Here is a 17,525-nt window from a genome sequence, read left to right on the forward strand (position 1 = left end):
AACGGCGCTTTACAGCGCGGCACAGGCGGGGGAACATGCGGGGGAACAAAGCGCAGTTCCCCCACTTTCACGGAGCCTGTTCCCCCATGCTGACCGATACCGCTTGCAAGAACGCTGTCTGCCCGGCAGGCAAGACCCGGCACCGGCTGACCGACTCAGGGGGGCTCTATCTGGAGGTGGCGCCTAACGGCTCAAAGCGCTGGTTTGCCAAGTACCGCTTTGCGGGCAAGGAAAAGCGCATTGCGCTGGGCAGCTACCCAGAAGTGGCATTGAAAGCCGCTCGCGCTGGCCGCGACGCCGCCCGCAAGACCCGCGAAACAGGCGCCGACCCCGTACAGGCTCGCAAGGCCGAAGTGATCGCCAAGCGGGTGTCATCGGCGGTGACCTTCAAGGCCGTGGCGGAGGAGTACCACCAGCAAAAGGCCAGCGACTGGAGCCCGGTTCACGCGGCGCAGTTCCTGCGCTGCTGCGAGAAAGACCTGTTCCCCTGGATCGGCACCCTGCCCTTACGCGACATCACGGCGCCGGTGCTTCTGGACAGCTTGCGCCGGGTGGAAGCACGCGGAGCCCTGCAACTGGTGCGCGACCTGCGCGAGTTTGCGGGCCAGGTGTTCATGTACGGCATACGCACCGGGAAATGCGAGGGCAACCCGGCACGCGACCTGATCGGCGCCTTCAAGGCACACACCGTCAAGCACATGGCCGCCGTGTTGACACCGGCCAAAGCGGGCGAGCTGATGCGGGCCATGAGCAGCTACCAAGGTCAGCCCACCACGCGGGCGGCGCTGCTGCTGTCTGCGCTCCTGTTCCAGCGGCCGGGAAACATCCGCTCGCTGGAATGGGCCTGGATCGACTTGGATCGGGCCTTGCTCACCATCCCCGCCGAGGCCATGAAACGCGCCAAGGCTGGCAAGCTCAACGGGCGCCCGCATCTGGTCCCGCTGTCCACGCAGGCCGTTGCCACCCTGAGCGATCTGCAGCCGCTGACCGGGCACGGCCGCTATGTATTCCAGAGCCTGCGCACCGGCGACAAGCCCATGAGCGAGAACACCGTGAACGCGGCCCTGCGCGGCATGGGCTACAGCAAGGACGAGATGACCGCCCACGGCTTCCGCGCCATGGCTCGCACCATCATGGTGGAGAACATCCCCGGCATCGACCCCGAGGTGATCGAGGCCCAGCTGGCGCACGGTAAAACTGGCCCGCTGGGTGGCGCCTACGACCGGGCCGAGTACATGGAGAGGCGCAAATCGCTGATGCAGACCTGGGCGGACTACCTGGACCAACTGCGGGCGGGCGCACAGATCATCTCAATCAAGGCGGCATAAGCAGCTGCTGCAGAATCCAGTTTCGCCGCGCCTAGGCTGATCCCCGAAAACCTGTTTCCCTGACGGGCTGGCGCGGCACTTTCATCAGGGGCGCAGGGGGCGCTCGTGGACATTGTGAAGATGGCTCTGGATCAGTTCGACCAATTGATCGAGACGGCTGAAGATTTCGGCATCAAGAAGGACACATTCCTCAAGCTAGGACAGTCTGCGATGCACGCCACGTACTTCGAGCGAAACCCAACGGATGAAAGTCGTGCATACGTTGATCGAGCGAAGCAGCAGTTCAACGAGTTGTGTGATGCAGCGCCGGGAGTTCCTCGTGAGGCGGTTGAGTTTCTCAGCGCCGCGTTCGGCCTTCATATCGCCACGTTTCTTCATTCTGAAGATAAGCAAGAGGACGAGGAGCACTGCGATTGCGAGTGGCTTGTTGAAACGCTAATGGACGTGAGCAGCTTCATGGGCGTGGCGAGGGGACTTGCGAAGAAGGCCGACGGCCTACTGGAACGCTTTCAGTCCGAGCAGCGGCAATTGCTCTCACAAGCGGGCGCCAAGGGAGCTGCCGCAAAGCACCGCCGACATGCCGAAATGAAGAAGTGGGTGCTAGAAAAGGCGGCGACATTGCGGGGCGATGACATGAACTTGGCCCGCAAGCTGTCGGCATCGCTTCCCCCCGAAATGGCGGATGTCTCGGCAAACCCGCAGCGGTTTATCTATGACGTGTTGCGGTCTCGCCAGCGCGGCGGCTAGCCAGCCATGCGTAACGGCTGGCAGCCCTGGCGTCACGTCTAGCCAGGCATCTGGAACATCGCCAGGTCGACCTAGATGACATTTCGGGCCATCGATCACTCACTTGATGGCTCAGATGCAACCACACCAGATCCCTGCTGCTCAGGACAAAACCCGCGTCGCCAAAGGCAATCAACCACTTGATGCGATCCAGTTGTCAGACGCGTTGCTACGCGTTCGAACTGTCTCTCACGCCACCGGTCTTTCGGTTGCCAGCCTGTATCGCAAGCTAGCCGCCAAGGAGTTCCCGGCGCCAGTAAGACTTGGCAAGCGGTGTACCCGCTGGAAAGCCGCCGATGTGCGAGCCTGGATTCAGGCTCAAGGGGGCGAGCAATGAACGCCCCATTGCACACCACCCCGCCCGAGCGCATCGCGGCCCTGCAGGCCATCCGCGACCGGCATCGCGGCGATTCGGCCAGCACGCAAGCTGCGCGGCTGCTGGAGGCCCTGCAGGCCCTCGGCCACATCACCACCTTTGAGGCTTCGCGCTTTCTGGACCTGTACGACCCCAGGGCACGCAAGCTAAATCTGGTTCAGCAAGGCCACCGGGTGCTGACCACCTGGCGCACGGTGCAGACCGAGTGCGGCGAGCGGCATCGCGTGGGGTCTATTCTCTGCAGCGGGGGCAGGCATGAGGCCCGGCAAGACAGAAGCCCCGACCGTTGGCGCGGTGCAGGGCTTCGGTGAACCTCAATCTTCTGTCAACAGCCTGGATTGTGCCGGGGCTGACTCGGCGCTGCCACTCTCGACCGTCAAAGATGAAGCGCGCATGGATTCGCGTCTGCTGGCCGATGCGCTGGGGCTGCAGCATCGCAGCGTGTTCAAGCTGATCAGCGACAACCGGGCTGACTTTGCCGAGCTGGGCAAGGTGCGATTTGAAATCGCGGCTTCGCCAGGCAGTGCCACCGGGCAGGCGAGCAAGTTCGCCTTGCTCAATGAGGATCAGTGCTATCTGCTGCTGACCTACAGCCGCAACACCGAGCGGGTGCGCAAGCTCAAGCTGCGGCTGGTGCAGGCCTTCCGGGAGGCACGCAGCGCGGCCGAGATGCGGCGCAGCGAGTACCTGCCGGGCTATCACCGCCTGCATGAGGACATTCAAGCGCTCGCGGGAGACTCACCAAATGCCCGGTTCGTGCACCTGAACGTCAATCGGCTGGTGAATCGCACGGCAGGCCTGGACGCTGGAGAGCGGCACCGAGCCGCAGCGCCCCAGCTCGCAGCGGTGATCCTGGCGCAGAACCTGGCGACGCGAGCCATGCGCGGGGCGGGTGACCATCACGAGGCCTTTGCACGGGCCAAGGTGGCGCTGCATTCGCTGCAGGACTTGCTGGCGCTGGCGGGGCCTGAACACCATGGGGCGTGACCCTTCAGGCAAGCGCAAGGGCGATCTGGGGCGGGTGGCAGGTGGCTTTGTGGCCCTGCCCTGGCAGGTGCTGGACTGTCCTGCCTATCTGGCGCTGCGCCATGCCGACAAGGCTTTGCTGATCGAGATTGCGCGCCAGTTCGTCCGGGACAACAACGGCCGTTTGCTGGCCAGCCGGGCGCACCTGGCCGGGCGAGGCTGGAAGTCTGCAGGCCTGATCAGCCAGTGCATCAAGAACCTGCTTTCAGCCGGCCTGATCCATCAAACGGTGCGCGGGCACAGGCCCAACAAGGCGAGCTGGTTTGCAGTGACCTGGCGCCTGCTGGACCCGCACCCAGGCTATGACCCCGGCGCAGCCGCCACCTTTGAGCGCGGCAGCTATTTGCGAGCCACGCCCGCGCCGACGCCGAGACGCAAGCCACCGAAAAGAAGCCCCAGCCAAAACGCGGGCCTTAGTCCGATGACCGGAAAAGCGGAGCCGCCCATTGCTCCGATGGTCGGAACAGAGGCGCGCCCTGCTGGTCCGATGGTCGGAGCTGTCACACCTTGTTCAATGGCCCGACCTGTTCCGTACACCGGACACCATCTAGAACTGCCATCTGCTGGGACTGCAAACAAGCCCAAGGCAAAGACCGCAACACACCAGCCAGAAGCAAGGGCAGGCTCACGCCCTGCAAGCCATCTTCATGAACCTGGCAAGGCGTGCAACAAGCCAGGACTACCTCAAGCATTGGGAGGCCTACCTACGCATGGCCCTCAAGGCGCAAAACCAATGCCGCATGACCTTGGAGACGCTGGCGAACATCAAGAACCCGCCCGTGGTCTACGCCAAGCAAGCCAACATCAACAACGGCGGACAGCAGCAGGTGAACAACGGCAGGAGCGCGGCAAGCGATGTGCCCACGGCCTCACACGCGACGAATCCGGTTCCAGTGAAAACCGAACTATTGGAGGCGAACCATGACCAAGGGCTGGACACCCGAGCGCAGAGCCAAGCAGGCGGCACTGATTCGCACCTGGCAACCGTGGACACACTCCACCGGCCCGCGCAGCCTTGAGGGCAAAGCACGCGCCGCCCGGAACGGCGACAAGGGCGGGCAATGGAAAGCCGAGCGTGAGGCCCTGCGCGAGTTCAGGCAGCAGGTGAGCGGCCTGCTGAAACAGCAGAAAGAACTCTTGCGCCGCATGGCGAGCTGAACAGCAGCGGCCCGTGTCGCTTGATCCCCACAAATTAGGGCAGCGTGTCAGGTGCGGGGGAACAAATGGGGGAACGGCATCAGGGATACGCCGAAACGGCCCTTACGAATCAATCAGTTAGGCTGATTTTTCGATACCTGTCGGACCAGCGACCGATCGATGGATCAAGCCGGAAACGCCCGCTGCAGCAAGGCTTCGATCGATCCGGCCGGACTGGAGCCGCAGGGCCTCGCCCAGCGCACGCAGCTCATTGCGCAGCACGGCCTCGTCGCCGGCCAGCGCGGCCAGCTCATCGAGCAACGCGAAGGCGGCCTCGGGTTCGCGCGCGATCGCGCGCAGCATGTCCAGGCACATCACATTGCCCGAGCCCTCCCAGATCGAGTTGACCGGGGTCTCGCGGTACAGGCGCGCCATGATGCCATCGTCGACATAGCCGTTGCCGCCCAGGATCTCCATGGTCTCGCCGCTGGCCTCGACCGCGCGCTTGCAGACCCAGAACTTGGCGGCCGGCGTCAGGATGCGCTTCCAGGCCCGATCCAGCGGGCCGCCCTGCCCCTGCTGGTCGTTCTCGTAGGCCAGCGCCAGCCGCATCAGCAGGGCCAGCGCCGCCTCGCTCTCCAGCGCCAGATCGGCCAGCACCGCGCGCATCAGCGGCTGCTCGGCCAGGACGCGGCCGAAGGCGCGGCGCCGGCGCGTGTAGGCCAGCGCCTGCACCAGGCCCTGGCGCAGCATCGCGGCGCTGCCGATCACGCAGTTCAGCCGGGTGTAGGTGGCCATCTCGATGATGGTCGGGATGCCGCGCCCCTCCTCGCCCATCAGGAGGCCCTGCGCGTCCTCGAACTCGACCTCGCTGCTGGCATTGCTGCGGTTGCCGACCTTGTCCTTCAGGCGCTGGATGCGCACCGCATTGCGGCTGCCGTCGTCGCGCCAGCGCGGCACGAAGAAGCAGGACGGGCCGCCCTCGGCGGTGCGCGCCACCACCAGATGGGCATCGCACATCGGTGCCGAGAAGAACCATTTGTGGCCGCGCAGCAGGTACTCGGCGCCGCGCCCGCCGGCGCCGACCGGCGTCGCGATGGTGGTGTTGGCGCGCACATCGGAGCCGCCCTGCTTCTCGGTCATGCCCATGCCCAGCCAGATCGCGCCCTTCTGCGCCAGCGGCAGGTCCTGCGGATCATGGGCGTCGCTGTAGAGCTTCGACTGCAGCCGCTCCCACAGCGCCGATTCCTTTTGCAGCAGCGGGATCGCGGCCTGGGTCATCGTGGCCGGACACAGGCTGCCGGCCTCGACCTGGCCATGCAGATAAAAGCCCGCGGCCCAGGCGCTCCAGCGGCCCGGCCGCGTGTCGCGAAACGGCAGCGCGACCAGGCCTTCGGCGCGGTACAGCGCCAGCAGCCGATGCCAGGCCGGATCGAACTCTACCCGGTCGACGCGATGGCCGCGGCGGTCGAAGCGCTGCAGCTCGGGGTGGTGGCGGTTCGCCCGCTCGGCCAGTGCATAGGTCTCGGCGCGGCCGAGGCGCTCGCCATAGGCCGACAGCTGCGGCGCGAAGGCCTCGGCGCCGGCGCGCTGCAACGCCTCGCGCAGGGCCGGGTCGCTGTCGAACAGGTTGTAGCCGCTCAGCTCGTCGAACTGGTTGTCTACCTCATGGGTCTGCCAGGTCATGCTCGCTCCCCTGCGGCATGTCGCCGCTTGGAGGCCAGTCTAGCCCCGGCGCATCGCCCGCGAGAGCATGATGACCGGGATCAACCCGACCAGCACGATGGCCAGCGAGGGCAGCGCGGCCTCGCCCAGGCGCTCATCGCGCGCCAGTTGGTAGGCCACCACGGCCAGGGTGTCGCTGTTGAAGGGGCGCAGCACCAGGGTCGCCGGCAGCTCCTTCATCACGTCGACAAAGACCAGCAGCGCCGCGGCCCAGGCCGAGCGCGCCAGGAGCGGCGCATGCAGCTCCAGGAACAGGCGGGTGCGCGAGGCGCCGAGCATGCGGGCGGTCTCGTCCACCGTCGGCGAGATGCGCGCGTAGCCCGCCTCCAGCGACTGCAGCGCGACGCCGGAGAAGCGCACCAGATAGGCATACAGCAGGCCGAAGATGGTGCCGGTCAGCAGGGCCGGCAGGCCCAGCGCGGGCCAGCGCTCCTGCAGCCAGCCCAGCGGCAGCAGGATGCCGATCGCGATCACCGCGCCCGGTACCGCATAGCCCAATGAGACCACGCGCGAGGAGACCTGCAGCAGCGGATCACGCCCCGGGCCGCGCACGCGCCCGAGCCAGGCCAGCACCAGGGCCAGCACCACCGCCAGCAGCGCGGCCAGACCGGAGAGCTTCAGGCTGGTCAGGCTCCATTGGCCGAAACGCTCCAGAGGCAGGCCCAGCTCGTTGTGCAGTGCCTCCTGCCACAGCAGGCGCAGCAGCACCAGCACCGGCACCACGAAGCCCAGCAGGATCGGCAGCGCGCACAGCAGCCAGGCCCCCACCGCATGCAGGCCGCGCAGCGGCAGCGGCCGCGCCTCGGCCGCATGCAGCGCGCCGCTGCGGCTGCTGGCGAAGCGCAGCCGCGCCTGCGCGCGCCGCTCCAGCCACAAGAGGCCCGCCACCGCCACCAGCAGCACCGAGGCCAGCTGCGCCGCGGCGGTCTTGTCGTTCATCACCAGCCAGGCCTTGTAGACCCCGGTGGTCAGGGTGGTCAGGCCGAAATAGGCGCCGACACCATAGTCCGCCAGGGTCTCCATCAGCGCCAGCGCGATGCCGGCCGCCAGCGCCGGCCGCGCCAGCGGCAGGGCCACCTCGCGCACGCGCCGCAGGGTGCCGGCGCCCAGCATGCGCGCCGCCTCCATCAGCGCAACGCCGCGCTCGGTCAGCGCGGTGCGGGCTAGCAGATAGACATAGGGATACAGGCACAGCACGAACAGCGCGATCGCGCCCGGCATGCTGCGCACGTCCGGCCACAGCGCCCCTTGCGCCCCGGTCAGTGCGCGCAGCCAGGTCTGCAGCGGGCCGCTGTACTGCAGTGCGTCGGTATAGGCATAGGCCGCCACATAGGCCGGCATCGCCATCGGCAGCAGCAGGCCCCATTCGAAGAAGCGCCGGCCCGGGAAGTCGAACAGGCTGACCGCCGCCGCGGTGGCCCCGCCGATCAGCGCCACGCCCAGCGCGACGCTGACCGACAGCAGCAGCGAGGCCTGCGCATAGTCCGGCAGCACGGTCTGCAGCTGGTGGCTCAGGATGTCCAGCGCCTGGCTGTCCAGCGCCAGCCAGGAACCAAGGATGCCCAGCACCGGCACGGTCAGCAGCAGGCAGAAAAGGGTGACGAGACGCAGCATGCACAGGACCGCCCGGGCGGCGGCACGGCGGGATCAGATGAGAACGATGCGCATTCGAATGCGCAACCAGGGCCGGTATCATAGGGCCCATGTTTCTTGCTCTTGACCAGGTCGGCCTGCGCTACCCCGGCGCCGCCGGCGGCCGCCAGGCGGTGGATGGCGTCTCCTTCGGCCTGGCGCGCGGCCAGATCGGCGTGCTGATCGGCCCCTCGGGCTGCGGCAAAACCTCCCTGCTGCGATCGATCGCGGGATTGGAGCGCCTGAGCGCCGGCACCATCCGGATCGACAGTGAGCTGCTGGCCGACGCCGCGAGCGGTCTGCATACCGCCCCGGAGGCGCGCCACATCGGCATGGTGTTCCAGGACTACGCGCTGTTCCCGCATCTCTCGGTGGCCGACAACATTGGCTTCGGCCTGCGCCATCTGGCGCGCGAGCCGCGCCAGGCACGCATCCAGCAGGTGCTGGACCTGGTCGGCCTGTCGCATGCGGCCCGGCGCGCGCCGCACCAGCTCTCCGGCGGCCAGCAGCAGCGCGTCGCGCTGGCCCGCGCGCTGGCGCCGCAACCGCGCCTGCTGCTGCTGGACGAGCCCTTCTCCAGCCTGGACGTGGACCTGCGCGAGCATCTGTCGCAGGAGCTGCGCGGCATCCTGCAGGACAGCGGCACGACGGCGCTGTTCGTCACCCATGACCAGGCCGAGGCCTTCGCGATCGGCGACGTGGTCGGCGTGATGCACCAGGGCCGGCTTGAGCAATGGGACGAGTCCTATGCGGTCTACCACCGCCCCGCGACCCGCTTCGTGGCCGACTTCATCGGCCATGGCGTGTTCACGCCGGGCAAGGTGGTGCAGGGGCCGGCCGGTCCCGTGGTGCAGACCCCGCTGGGCGAGCTGAGCGATGCCGGCGAATGCGCGCTGCCCAGCGCCTATCCGGGCGGCGAATGCGAGGTGCTGCTGCGCGCCGATGACATCGTGCACGACGACGACGCGCCGGTGAAGGCGCAGATCGAACGCAAGATCTTCCGCGGCGCCGAGTTCCTCTACACCCTGCGCCTGGCCAGCGGCGAGCGTCTGGTCGCCCATGTGCCCTCGCACCACGACCACCAGGTCGGCGAGTGGATCGGCATCCGCGCCGATGTCGACCATGTCGTGACTTTCGGGCGACCCCAGCCGCTGGCGGCAGACTGAAGACGCAGCGCGCACCGGGCCCGGCAGGGCGTGTAAATAGACGCAAAGTTGGCTTGAATGCGCGGAAATAGCCCAGCAAATGGGGGCCTCTACCGAGCCTCGGCCGCGGCCGTCGCCCTATACTGCCAACAGGGTTCGCGTGCGCGGTCCAGGCCGGACGGACCTTTGAATGGCAGTACATCACCGATAGGAACACTCGCATCATGGGTGCCAAACTGAAAGTTGCAGGCTGGGTGGCGCTGGGCGCCGTGGCTGGAGCGATGACCACGATGCAGCTGCAGGCCAATGCCCGCAGCAGTCTGTCGCCGCTGCCGCTGGAAGAGCTGCAGCAGCTCGCCGCCGTGTTCGGCATGGTCAAGTCGGACTATGTGGAACCGGTCGACGAGAAGAAGCTCATCAACGATGCGATCTCCGGCATGGTGTCCGGCCTCGATCCGCATTCGCAGTTCTTCGACAAGAAGAGCTTCAAGGAATTCCGCGAAGGCACGACCGGCAAGTTCGTCGGCGTCGGCATCGAGATCGGCATGGAAGACGGTCTGGTCAAGATCGTCTCGCCGATCGAGGGCAGCCCCGCCTTCCGCGCCGGCCTGAAGAGCGGCGACCTGATCAGCAAGATCGACGACAGCGCGGTCAAGGGCCTCGGCCTGGATCAGGCGGTCAAGAAGATGCGCGGCGAGCCCGGCACCAAGGTCACGCTGATGATCTTCCGCAAGGCGGAGAGCCGCAGCTTCCCGGTCACGATCACGCGCGAGGAGATCCGCGTGCAGAGCGTGCGCGCCAAGGTGATCGAGCCCGGCTACGCCTGGCTGCGCGTCAGCCAGTTCCAGGACCGCACGGTCGACGACTTCGTCAAGAAGCTTGAGGAGATCTACAAGCAGGAACCCAATCTGAAGGGCCTGGTGCTGGATCTGCGCAACGACCCGGGCGGCCTGCTGGAGGCCTCGGTGGCGATCTCGGCCGCCTTCCTGCCCAAGGACGTGGACGTGGTCTCGACCAATGGCCAGATCGCCGATTCCAAGGCCAACTTCAAGGCCAGCCCCGATTACTACCTGCGCCGCGGTGGCACCGATCCGCTGAAGAAGCTGCCGGCCGCGCTGAAGAATGTGCCGCTGGTGGTGCTGGTCAACGAGGGCTCGGCCTCGGCCAGCGAGATCGTCGCCGGCGCGCTGCAGGACCACAAGCGCGCCGTCGTGATGGGCGCCCAGACCTTCGGCAAGGGCTCGGTGCAGACCGTGCGCCAGCTGAGCCCCGAGACCGCGCTGAAGATCACCACCGCGCGCTACTACACCCCGAGCGGCCGCTCGATCCAGGCCAAGGGCATCGTCCCCGATGTGATGCTGGACGAGACCGCCGAGGGCAATGTGTTCGCCGCGCTGCGCATGCGCGAGGCCGACCTCGAGAAGCACCTGAACAACGGCCCCGAGGAGAAGGACGAGGCCCGCGAGAAGGCGCGCGAGGAAGCGGTCAAGAAGCTGGAAGCCGAGTACGCGAAGAAGAACGAGCCGCCGAAGCCGCTGCCGGAATTCGGTTCGGGCGAGGACTTCCCGCTGCTGCAGGCGCTGAACCAGCTGAAGGGCCGCCCGGTCGCCGTCTCCAAGACCGCCACCGAGCGCAAGGCCGAGGCCAAGGTCGACTGACCTGCCCCGCCCCCAATGACAACGGCCCGCTGATGCGGGCCGTTTGCTTTTACGCTCGGCCGGCTCAGCGGCGCAACCGCACCGCCAGGGCCGCGGCGGCGGACAGGGCCGCCAGGGTGCAGACGCCGCGCCAACCAAACTGGCCCATCGCCAGCCCGCCCAGCCAGGCGCCCCCGCTCATGCCGATGAACATCGCGCCGATCAGCACCGCGTTCAGGCGGCTGCGCGCGGCCGGCTCGATGCCGTAGACGATGCTCTGGTGCGAGACCAGGCTGGCCTGAAAGCCCAGGTCGAACAGCAGCGCCGCGCCGGCCACCAGCCACAGGCTCTGCGGCCCCAGCGCCATTGCCAGGAAGGACGCCAGCACCAGGCTCGCGCCCAGGCGGATCACCCGCTGCGGACCCCGCCGGTCGGCCAGTGAACCGGCCAGCGGCGCGGCCAGCGCGCCGGCGGCGCCGGCCAGGCCGAAGGCCCCGGCCGCGGCGCTGCCCAGGTTCAGCGGCGGTTGGCTCAGCATCAGCGCCAGGGTGGACCAGAAGGCGCTGAAGCCGATCGCCAGCAGGCCCTGGGCCAGCGCCGCGCGGCGCAGCTCGCGGTGCCGGCGCAGCAGGCTGCCCAGGCTGGCCAGCAGCGCTCCATAGGACAGTTGGGTGGTCGGCGCGAAGCGCGGCAGGCCGCGCCACAGCAGCAGGGTCAGCGCCGCGATGCTCAGCGCCGCGACGCCGAACACCGCGCGCCAGCCCAACTGCTGCGCCAGCGCGCCGGCCACCACCCGCGACAGCAGGATGCCCAGCAACAGGCCGGTCATCACGGTGCCGACGGTCTTGCCACGCTGTGACTCCGGCGCCAGGGTGGCCGCGGCCGGCACCAGGTCCTGCGCCAGGGTGGCCGACAGGCCGATCGCCGCGCTGGCCAGCCACAGCACCCAGAGCTGCGGCGCCAGTGCCGCCAGCAGCAGCGCCAGCAGCAGGGCCACCGACTTGATCAGGATGATGCGGCGGCGGTCGTAGCGATCGCCCAGCGGCGCCAGCAGCAGGATGCCCGCCGCATAGCCGAGCTGGGTCAGGGTCGGCACCAGGCCGATCTCGGCGCTGCCGGCGCCGAACTGCGCGGCCAGGCCGGCCAGCATCGGCTGGGCGTAGTAGAGGCCGGCCACCGACAGGCCGGCGCCGCTGGCCAGCAGCAGCACCAGCGCGTGCGACAGGGCCGGTGATGGCGCCGCCGTCGCGCCGGCAAGAAGGGATGGGGAGGAGGAAGACTGCATGAGGACTTGGAATGGAAGGGAAAGCGAGAAGGCTTTCGAGCGGTCCGCAGTCTGATTCATCTTGTCTACGCATAGAAGACCAGTTATTGGAAGATTTGTTATACGCTTCATGCATGAAACGCCTATCCAGCGCCGAGGGCGGCGGCAACCATGACCGCCTGGCCCTGATGCAGACCTTTGTGCGCATCGTCGAAGCGGGCAGCCTGTCGGCCGCCGCCGGCCAGCTGGGCACCACCCAGCCGACGATCAGCCGGCGCCTGCAGGCGCTGGAGCGCGGCCTGGGCCTGCGCCTGCTGCAGCGCTCCACCCATGCGCTGCGCCTGACCGAGGCCGGCGCCCAGTGCTACGAACGGGCCAAGATCCTGCTGGGCAGCTGGGCCGAGATGGAGGCGCAGCTGCGCGGCGCCCAGGACCAGCCCGAGGGCCTGCTGCGGGTGATGGTGCCGCATGCGCTGGGTCAGCTGCAGCTGATGCCGCCGCTGATCGAGCTGCTCAAGCGCGCACCCGACCTGTCGATCGAATGGCTGCTGCACGACCATGCGCCCAACTTCAATGCCCAGGACCTGGACTGTGCGATCCGCGTTGGCCCGCTGAGCGATACCTCGGTGGTGGCGCTGAAGCTGGCCGAGATTCCGCGCATCCTGGTCGGTTCGCCAGCGCTGCTGCAAGGTCGCCCCCTGCCTCGGCTGCCGGCCGACCTGGCCGACCTGGACTGGCTGGCGCTGGGCACCTATTACCGCAACGAGCTGACCCTGCAGGGCCCGCAGGGCGAGCAGGCGCGCCTGGCGCTGCGCCCGCGCCTGATCACCGACAGCCTGTTCGCGCTGCGCAATGCGGCGCAGGCGGGCCTGGGCGTGACCGCGATGTCGGCCTGGCTGGCCCAGGAAGACATCGCCGCCGGCCGCCTGCTGCACCTGCTGCCCGACTGGCAGGCCGCCGCGCTGCCGGTCTATCTGATCTATCCCTACCAGCGCTTCCAGCCCGCCAAGCTGCGCCATTTCATCGCCGCGATGCGCGACAGCCTGGACAGCGGCGGCGCTATGCTCGCTCCATCATGAATGACGAACAGCTGCTGCGCTACTCGCGCCACATCCTGCTGGACGAGATCGGCATCGAGGGCCAGCAGACCCTGCTGCAAAGCCATGCGCTGATCATCGGCGCCGGCGGCCTCGGCTCGCCGGCCGCGCTGTACCTGGGCACGGCCGGTGTCGGCCGCCTGACCCTGGTCGACCATGATCAGGTGGACCTGACCAATCTGCAGCGCCAGATCGCGCACAGCCTGGCGCGGGTGGGCCGGCCCAAGGTCGAATCGGCCGCCGCGGCGATCGCGGCGCTGAACCCCGAGGTGCGGGTCGATGGCATCGCCGAGCGCGCCGACGCGGCCCTGCTGGACCGCCTGGTCGCCACGGCCGACGTGGTGCTGGACTGCAGCGACAACTTCGCCACCCGCCAGGCGGTGAACCGCGCCTGCGTTGCCCATGCCCGGCCGCTGGTGGCCGGCGCGGCCCTGGGCTTCGATGCGCAGCTGAGCGTCTACGACAGCCGGCGCGCCGACGCCCCCTGCTATGCCTGCCTGTTCCCGCCCGATGCGCAGTACGAGGAGCAGCGCTGCGCGACGATGGGCGTGTTCGCGCCGCTGGTCGGCATCATCGGCAGCCTGCAGGCGGCCGAGGCGCTGAAGCTGCTGCTGGGCCTGCCGGGCCTGGTCGGGCGGCTGCAGATGCTGGAGGCGCGCCGGATGGAGTGGAGTGAAATCATCGTGCACAAGGACCCGGCCTGCCCGGTCTGTCACGCCAGAAAACTCGTGATGGCCGAATGAAATTCACCAATCAATGAAAACAACGCAAGAAAATTCCTCGCAGCCTTGCCTATGCTGCGGCCCGGGCCTCACGGCCCTCTTCTCGACGCCCGCCCGAACCGCGGGCCCCTGATGATGTTCAAGCGCCAACAGCCCCTTACCCGCAACTTCCCGACCGCCAAGGAATCCGCCCAGGTCCAGGCCGAGGCGGAGCCGCTGGGCAAATACGACGGCCCGGAAAGCGCCTATCGCCTGGCCTTCACCGACACCGACTTCCTGCTGCGCGAGGAGCTGCGCCCGGTGCGCATGCAACTGGAGCTGCTGAAGCCGGAGATGGTCCAGCAGGAGCAGGATATCAAGGCCACCGTGGTGATCTTCGGCAGCGCCCGCATCCCCTCGGAGGACAAGGCGCGCGCCGGGCTGGCGCTGGCCCAGCAGAGCCAGGACCCAGCCGCGATCAAGCGCGCCGAGGTCCAGCTCAGCATGAGCCGCTACTACGAGGAGGCGCGCCGCTTCGCCGCCATCGTCACCCGGGCCTCGGCCGAGCGGGCCGAGCCGCTTTATGTGGTCACCGGCGGCGGCCCCGGCATCATGGAGGCCGGCAACCGCGGCGCCCATGAGGCCGGCGGTAAGAGCATCGGCCTGAACATCGTGCTGCCGCACGAACAGCACCCGAACCCCTACATCACGCCGGAGTTGTGCTTCCAGTTCCACTATTTCGGCCTGCGCAAGATGCATTTCCTGATGCGATCGGTCGCGCTGGTGTGCTTCCCGGGCGGCTTCGGCACCCTGGACGAGCTGTTCGAGACCATGACCCTGATTCAGACCGGCAAATGCCGGCGCCGCCCGATCCTGCTGTTCGGGCGCGAGTTCTGGACCCGTCTGATCAATTTCGAACTGCTGATCGAGACCGGCATGATCAGCCCCGGCGACGAGCAGCTGTTCCATTTCGTCGAGAGTGCCGAAGAGGCCTGGGCCCTGCTCGAACGCGAATACGAGCAAGCCCAGGCCGGCCTGACCCGCAAGGACAAATGACATGACCAGCAGCAGCACCGCCCATCGCGCCGTCTCCCTGATCGGCGCGCCCACCGACATCGGCGCCGGCGCCCGCGGCGCCAGCATGGGCCCGGAGGCCCTGCGCGTGGCCGGCCTCGGCGAGGCGCTGCAGGCGCGCGGGGTCGAGGTGCTGGACCGCGGCAACCTGGCCGGCCCGGCCAATCCCTGGTTGCCGCCGGTCGACGGCTACCGCCACCTGGACGAGGTGGTGGCCTGGAACCGCGCGGTGCATCAGGCGGTGCATGCCGAGCTGCAGCAGGGCCGCATGCCGATCCTGCTGGGCGGCGACCATTGCCTGGGCCTGGGCTCGATCTCGGCGGTGGCGCGCCATTGCCGCGAGACCGGCAAGAAGCTGCGCGTGCTGTGGCTGGACGCCCATGCCGACTTCAACACCAGCCAGCTGACCCCCAGCGGCAATATCCACGGCATGCCGGTGGCCTGCCTGTGCGGCCTGGGCCCCAAGGAGCTGGTCGAGATCGGCGGCCATGTGCCCGCGGTCAACCCGAAGTGGATCCGCCAGATCGGCATCCGCAGCGTCGACGAGGGCGAGAAGCGCCTGGTGCATGAGCAGGAGCTCGAGGTCTTCGACATGCGCTACATCGACGAGATGGGCATGCGCCACACGATGGAGCTGGCCCTGGCCACCTTGGACGCCAACACCCATCTGCATGTCAGCTTCGACGTCGACTTCCTCGACCCCGAGATCGCCCCCGGCGTCGGCACCACCATCCCCGGCGGCCCGACCTACCGCGAGGCGCAGCTGTGCATGGAGATGATCGCCGACACCGGCCGGCTGGCCTCGCTGGACGTGATGGAGCTGAACCCGGCGCTGGACGTGCGCAACAAGACCGCGGTGCTGGCGGTGGACCTGATCGAGTCCTTGTTTGGCAAATCAACCCTGATGCGGAAGTAGGCTCCCGGGCCACCGGTTTAGGGGCTCCCCACCAAAGAGGGTGCCCCGCTTGTGCGGTCCATCACGCGCGGACAAGCCCGCCCTGATGTCCAATAGCGTCCGACACAGGGAAACCGCCATGCGATGGCCTCACACAATGGGGACACCGACATGCAGACAGAGGCTCCGCGACGGCAATGCCATTGGCCGCTGCGTGCACCGCCCGCGAGATGCGAGACGATGGCACCGAGCCTTTCATGACCCGTTCCTGCCTGACTCCTGACCCGATCCGGGTCGCCCGTACCGCACTGCACCGCCTTGTTCTGGGAACCCTGCTCGGGCTGGCCGCCGCTTCCGCCGCCCAGGCCACCAGCTTCCAGGTCGGCGCCACCATCCTGGTCTCCTGCACCGTCTCCGGCACCGCGCTGAGCTTCGGCGGCAGCGTCGACCCGCTGCTGGCCAGCGGCCCGGTCGATGCCAGCGCCGCGCTGGCCGTGGTCTGCACCAACACCACGCCCTACACCCTGGCCCTGAATGCCGGCGTCAACGCTGGCGGCGGTGCCAACTTCGGCGCCCGCACGCTGAAGCACAGCAACGGCAGCGCCGCCCTGCCCTACCAGCTCTACCTGGACGCCGGCCGCAGCAAGGTCTGGGGCGATGGCGCCAACGCCTACAGCGGCACCGGCACCGGCAACGCCCAGAGCGTGACGATCTACGGCCGCCTGCCCTCGCTGGCCGGCGCCGTGCCGGGCAACTACAGCGACACCGTCACCGTCACGGTCAGCTACTGAGCTGCTGAGCCACCTGCCTGCTCGGCCAGTTTGACCAGCGTGTGCAGCACGCGGTTGGCCGGCGTCGGCACGCCCAGCGCCGCGCCGCGCCGCAGCACCAGGCCGTTCAGATGGTCGATCTCGGTCGGCTTGCCGCGCATCAGGTCCTGCGCGGTGGAGGAATACTGGCCCGGCATCGTGCGCGCCAGACCGCGCACCGCGCTCAGCGGCTCGCCCGGTACGTCGACGCCCTCGGCACGCGCCACCGCCAGGCATTCGGCCACCAGATCCTGCATCACCGCATCGACCCCGGCGCGCTGCACCAGCTCGCCATAGGGCAGGCGCGCCAGCGCCGAGAGTGCGTTGTAGGCGCAATTCAGGATCAGCTTGGCCCAGAGGGCACCACGCACATTGTCGGAAACCTCGGTCGGCACGCCGGCCGCGGCCAGCAGCGGCGCCACGCCCGCGGCCACCGGCTCGACCACCAGCTCGCCGCGGCCATGGTGCTTCAGATGGCCCGGGCCGGCCATCTCGGTCGCCACATAGACCACCGCGGCCGACACCGGCTGCCCCGGCAGCGCGGCGCGCAGGCGGTCCGCGTTGTCGACCCCGTTCTGCAGGCTCAGCAGCAGCGCGCCCGGCGCCAGATGCGGCCGAAGCTGGGCCGCGGCGGCCTCGGTGTCGGTGGACTTGACGCAGAACAGCAGCAACTCCGCGCCGGCCGCCGCCGCGGCCTCGGTGCTGGCGGCCAGCGCCAGGCGCTCGTCGAAGCGCTGGGTCTGCAGGCGCAGCCCCTCGCGCCGCACCGCCTCGACATGGGCCGGCCGGCCGATCAGCACCACCTCATGCCCCGCCCGCGCCAGCATGCCGCCGTAATAGCAGCCCACCGCGCCCGCACCCATCACTGCGACCTTCATCTGGAACCTCCTTCC

Annotated in this window: 17 protein-coding genes and 1 pseudogene; 14 read left to right on the forward strand and 4 right to left on the reverse strand. The window is 68.3% G+C overall.

The window, feature by feature from the left end; all coding sequences use genetic code 11:
* The first annotated feature begins 86 nt into the window (after positions 1–86).
* The 7 genes from G8A07_RS20355 to G8A07_RS20385 all read left to right on the forward strand — a co-directional run bounded on the left by G8A07_RS20355 (position 87) and on the right by G8A07_RS20385 (position 4,674).
* On the forward strand, positions 87–1,328 hold the full coding sequence (locus G8A07_RS20355; protein ID WP_195793791.1) for an integrase arm-type DNA-binding domain-containing protein: 1,242 nt from the start codon (positions 87–89) through the stop codon (positions 1,326–1,328).
* 105 nt (positions 1,329–1,433) lie between these two features.
* A complete protein-coding gene (locus G8A07_RS20360) occupies positions 1,434–2,075 on the forward strand; it encodes a hypothetical protein (protein WP_195793792.1) in 642 nt (213 codons plus the stop codon).
* Between the two features lie 106 nt (positions 2,076–2,181).
* On the forward strand, positions 2,182–2,451 hold the full coding sequence (locus G8A07_RS20365; protein ID WP_249937072.1) for an AlpA family transcriptional regulator: 270 nt from the start codon (positions 2,182–2,184) through the stop codon (positions 2,449–2,451).
* Positions 2,448–2,801 carry a helix-turn-helix domain-containing protein gene (locus G8A07_RS20370; RefSeq protein WP_195793793.1) on the forward strand — a complete coding sequence of 118 codons (354 nt, stop codon included), beginning with the start codon at positions 2,448–2,450 and terminating at the stop codon, positions 2,799–2,801. Before G8A07_RS20365 ends, G8A07_RS20370 begins: the two co-directional genes overlap by 4 nt.
* Before the next feature lie 82 nt (positions 2,802–2,883).
* The gene (locus tag G8A07_RS20375) at positions 2,884–3,477 is read left to right on the forward strand and encodes a Rha family transcriptional regulator (RefSeq protein WP_195793794.1); all 594 of its coding nucleotides are present in this window, start codon (positions 2,884–2,886) and stop codon (positions 3,475–3,477) included.
* A complete protein-coding gene (locus G8A07_RS20380; protein ID WP_195793795.1) occupies positions 3,467–4,441 on the forward strand; it encodes a hypothetical protein in 975 nt (324 codons plus the stop codon). Before G8A07_RS20375 ends, G8A07_RS20380 begins: the two co-directional genes overlap by 11 nt.
* The gene (locus G8A07_RS20385; protein WP_195793796.1) at positions 4,438–4,674 is read left to right on the forward strand and encodes a hypothetical protein; all 237 of its coding nucleotides are present in this window, start codon (positions 4,438–4,440) and stop codon (positions 4,672–4,674) included. Before G8A07_RS20380 ends, G8A07_RS20385 begins: the two co-directional genes overlap by 4 nt.
* 177 nt (positions 4,675–4,851) lie before the next feature.
* On the opposite strand, the pseudogene G8A07_RS20390 reads toward G8A07_RS20385, so the two are convergent.
* A pseudogene (locus G8A07_RS20390) lies at positions 4,852–6,339 on the reverse strand (acyl-CoA dehydrogenase family protein); the annotation flags it as partial.
* 39 nt (positions 6,340–6,378) lie between these two features.
* Positions 6,379–7,992 (reverse strand): iron ABC transporter permease, encoded by a 1,614-nt coding sequence (locus tag G8A07_RS20395; RefSeq protein ID WP_195793798.1) that lies wholly within the window; start codon positions 7,990–7,992, stop codon positions 6,379–6,381.
* An 89-nt stretch (positions 7,993–8,081) separates the two neighbouring features.
* Between G8A07_RS20395 and G8A07_RS20400 the strand changes: the two genes are divergently transcribed.
* Complete coding sequence (locus tag G8A07_RS20400; RefSeq protein ID WP_195793799.1) at positions 8,082–9,176, forward strand: ABC transporter ATP-binding protein; 1,095 nt, start codon at positions 8,082–8,084, stop codon at positions 9,174–9,176.
* A 203-nt stretch (positions 9,177–9,379) separates the two neighbouring features.
* Positions 9,380–10,813 (forward strand): S41 family peptidase, encoded by a 1,434-nt coding sequence (locus G8A07_RS20405; protein WP_195793800.1) that lies wholly within the window; start codon positions 9,380–9,382, stop codon positions 10,811–10,813.
* Between the two features lie 64 nt (positions 10,814–10,877).
* Here the strand turns inward: G8A07_RS20405 and G8A07_RS20410 are convergent, their stop codons facing one another.
* A complete protein-coding gene (locus G8A07_RS20410) occupies positions 10,878–12,077 on the reverse strand; it encodes an MFS transporter (RefSeq protein ID WP_195793801.1) in 1,200 nt (399 codons plus the stop codon).
* Positions 12,078–12,190: 113 nt separating this feature from the next.
* Here G8A07_RS20410 and G8A07_RS20415 point away from each other — a divergent pair, with 113 nt between their 5' ends.
* The 5 genes from G8A07_RS20415 to G8A07_RS20435 all read left to right on the forward strand — a co-directional run bounded on the left by G8A07_RS20415 (position 12,191) and on the right by G8A07_RS20435 (position 16,614).
* Complete coding sequence (locus G8A07_RS20415) at positions 12,191–13,135, forward strand: LysR family transcriptional regulator (protein WP_249937073.1); 945 nt, start codon at positions 12,191–12,193, stop codon at positions 13,133–13,135.
* Positions 13,132–13,896: a HesA/MoeB/ThiF family protein gene (locus G8A07_RS20420; protein ID WP_195793802.1), complete on the forward strand. Its 765-nt coding sequence runs from the start codon at positions 13,132–13,134 to the stop codon at positions 13,894–13,896. The genes G8A07_RS20415 and G8A07_RS20420 overlap by 4 nt, the downstream gene beginning before the upstream one ends.
* 111 nt (positions 13,897–14,007) lie before the next feature.
* On the forward strand, positions 14,008–14,910 hold the full coding sequence (locus G8A07_RS20425; RefSeq protein ID WP_249937074.1) for an LOG family protein: 903 nt from the start codon (positions 14,008–14,010) through the stop codon (positions 14,908–14,910).
* 1 nt (position 14,911) lies between these two features.
* Complete coding sequence (gene rocF / locus G8A07_RS20430; protein WP_195793803.1) at positions 14,912–15,844, forward strand: arginase; 933 nt, start codon at positions 14,912–14,914, stop codon at positions 15,842–15,844.
* Between the two features lie 236 nt (positions 15,845–16,080).
* Positions 16,081–16,614, forward strand: coding sequence for a spore coat U domain-containing protein (locus G8A07_RS20435; RefSeq protein ID WP_195793804.1), 534 nt, complete (start codon positions 16,081–16,083; stop codon positions 16,612–16,614).
* Here G8A07_RS20435 and G8A07_RS20440 read toward each other — a convergent pair.
* Entirely contained in the window at positions 16,608–17,510 is a 903-nt protein-coding gene (locus G8A07_RS20440) for a ketopantoate reductase family protein (RefSeq protein ID WP_195793805.1), read from the reverse strand. The two genes, G8A07_RS20435 and G8A07_RS20440, sit on opposite strands and share 7 nt — an antisense overlap.
* Between the last annotated feature and the right edge of the window lie 15 nt (positions 17,511–17,525).

Source organism: Roseateles sp. DAIF2 (genome assembly GCF_015624425.1).
Classification (GTDB): domain Bacteria; phylum Pseudomonadota; class Gammaproteobacteria; order Burkholderiales; family Burkholderiaceae_C; genus Kinneretia.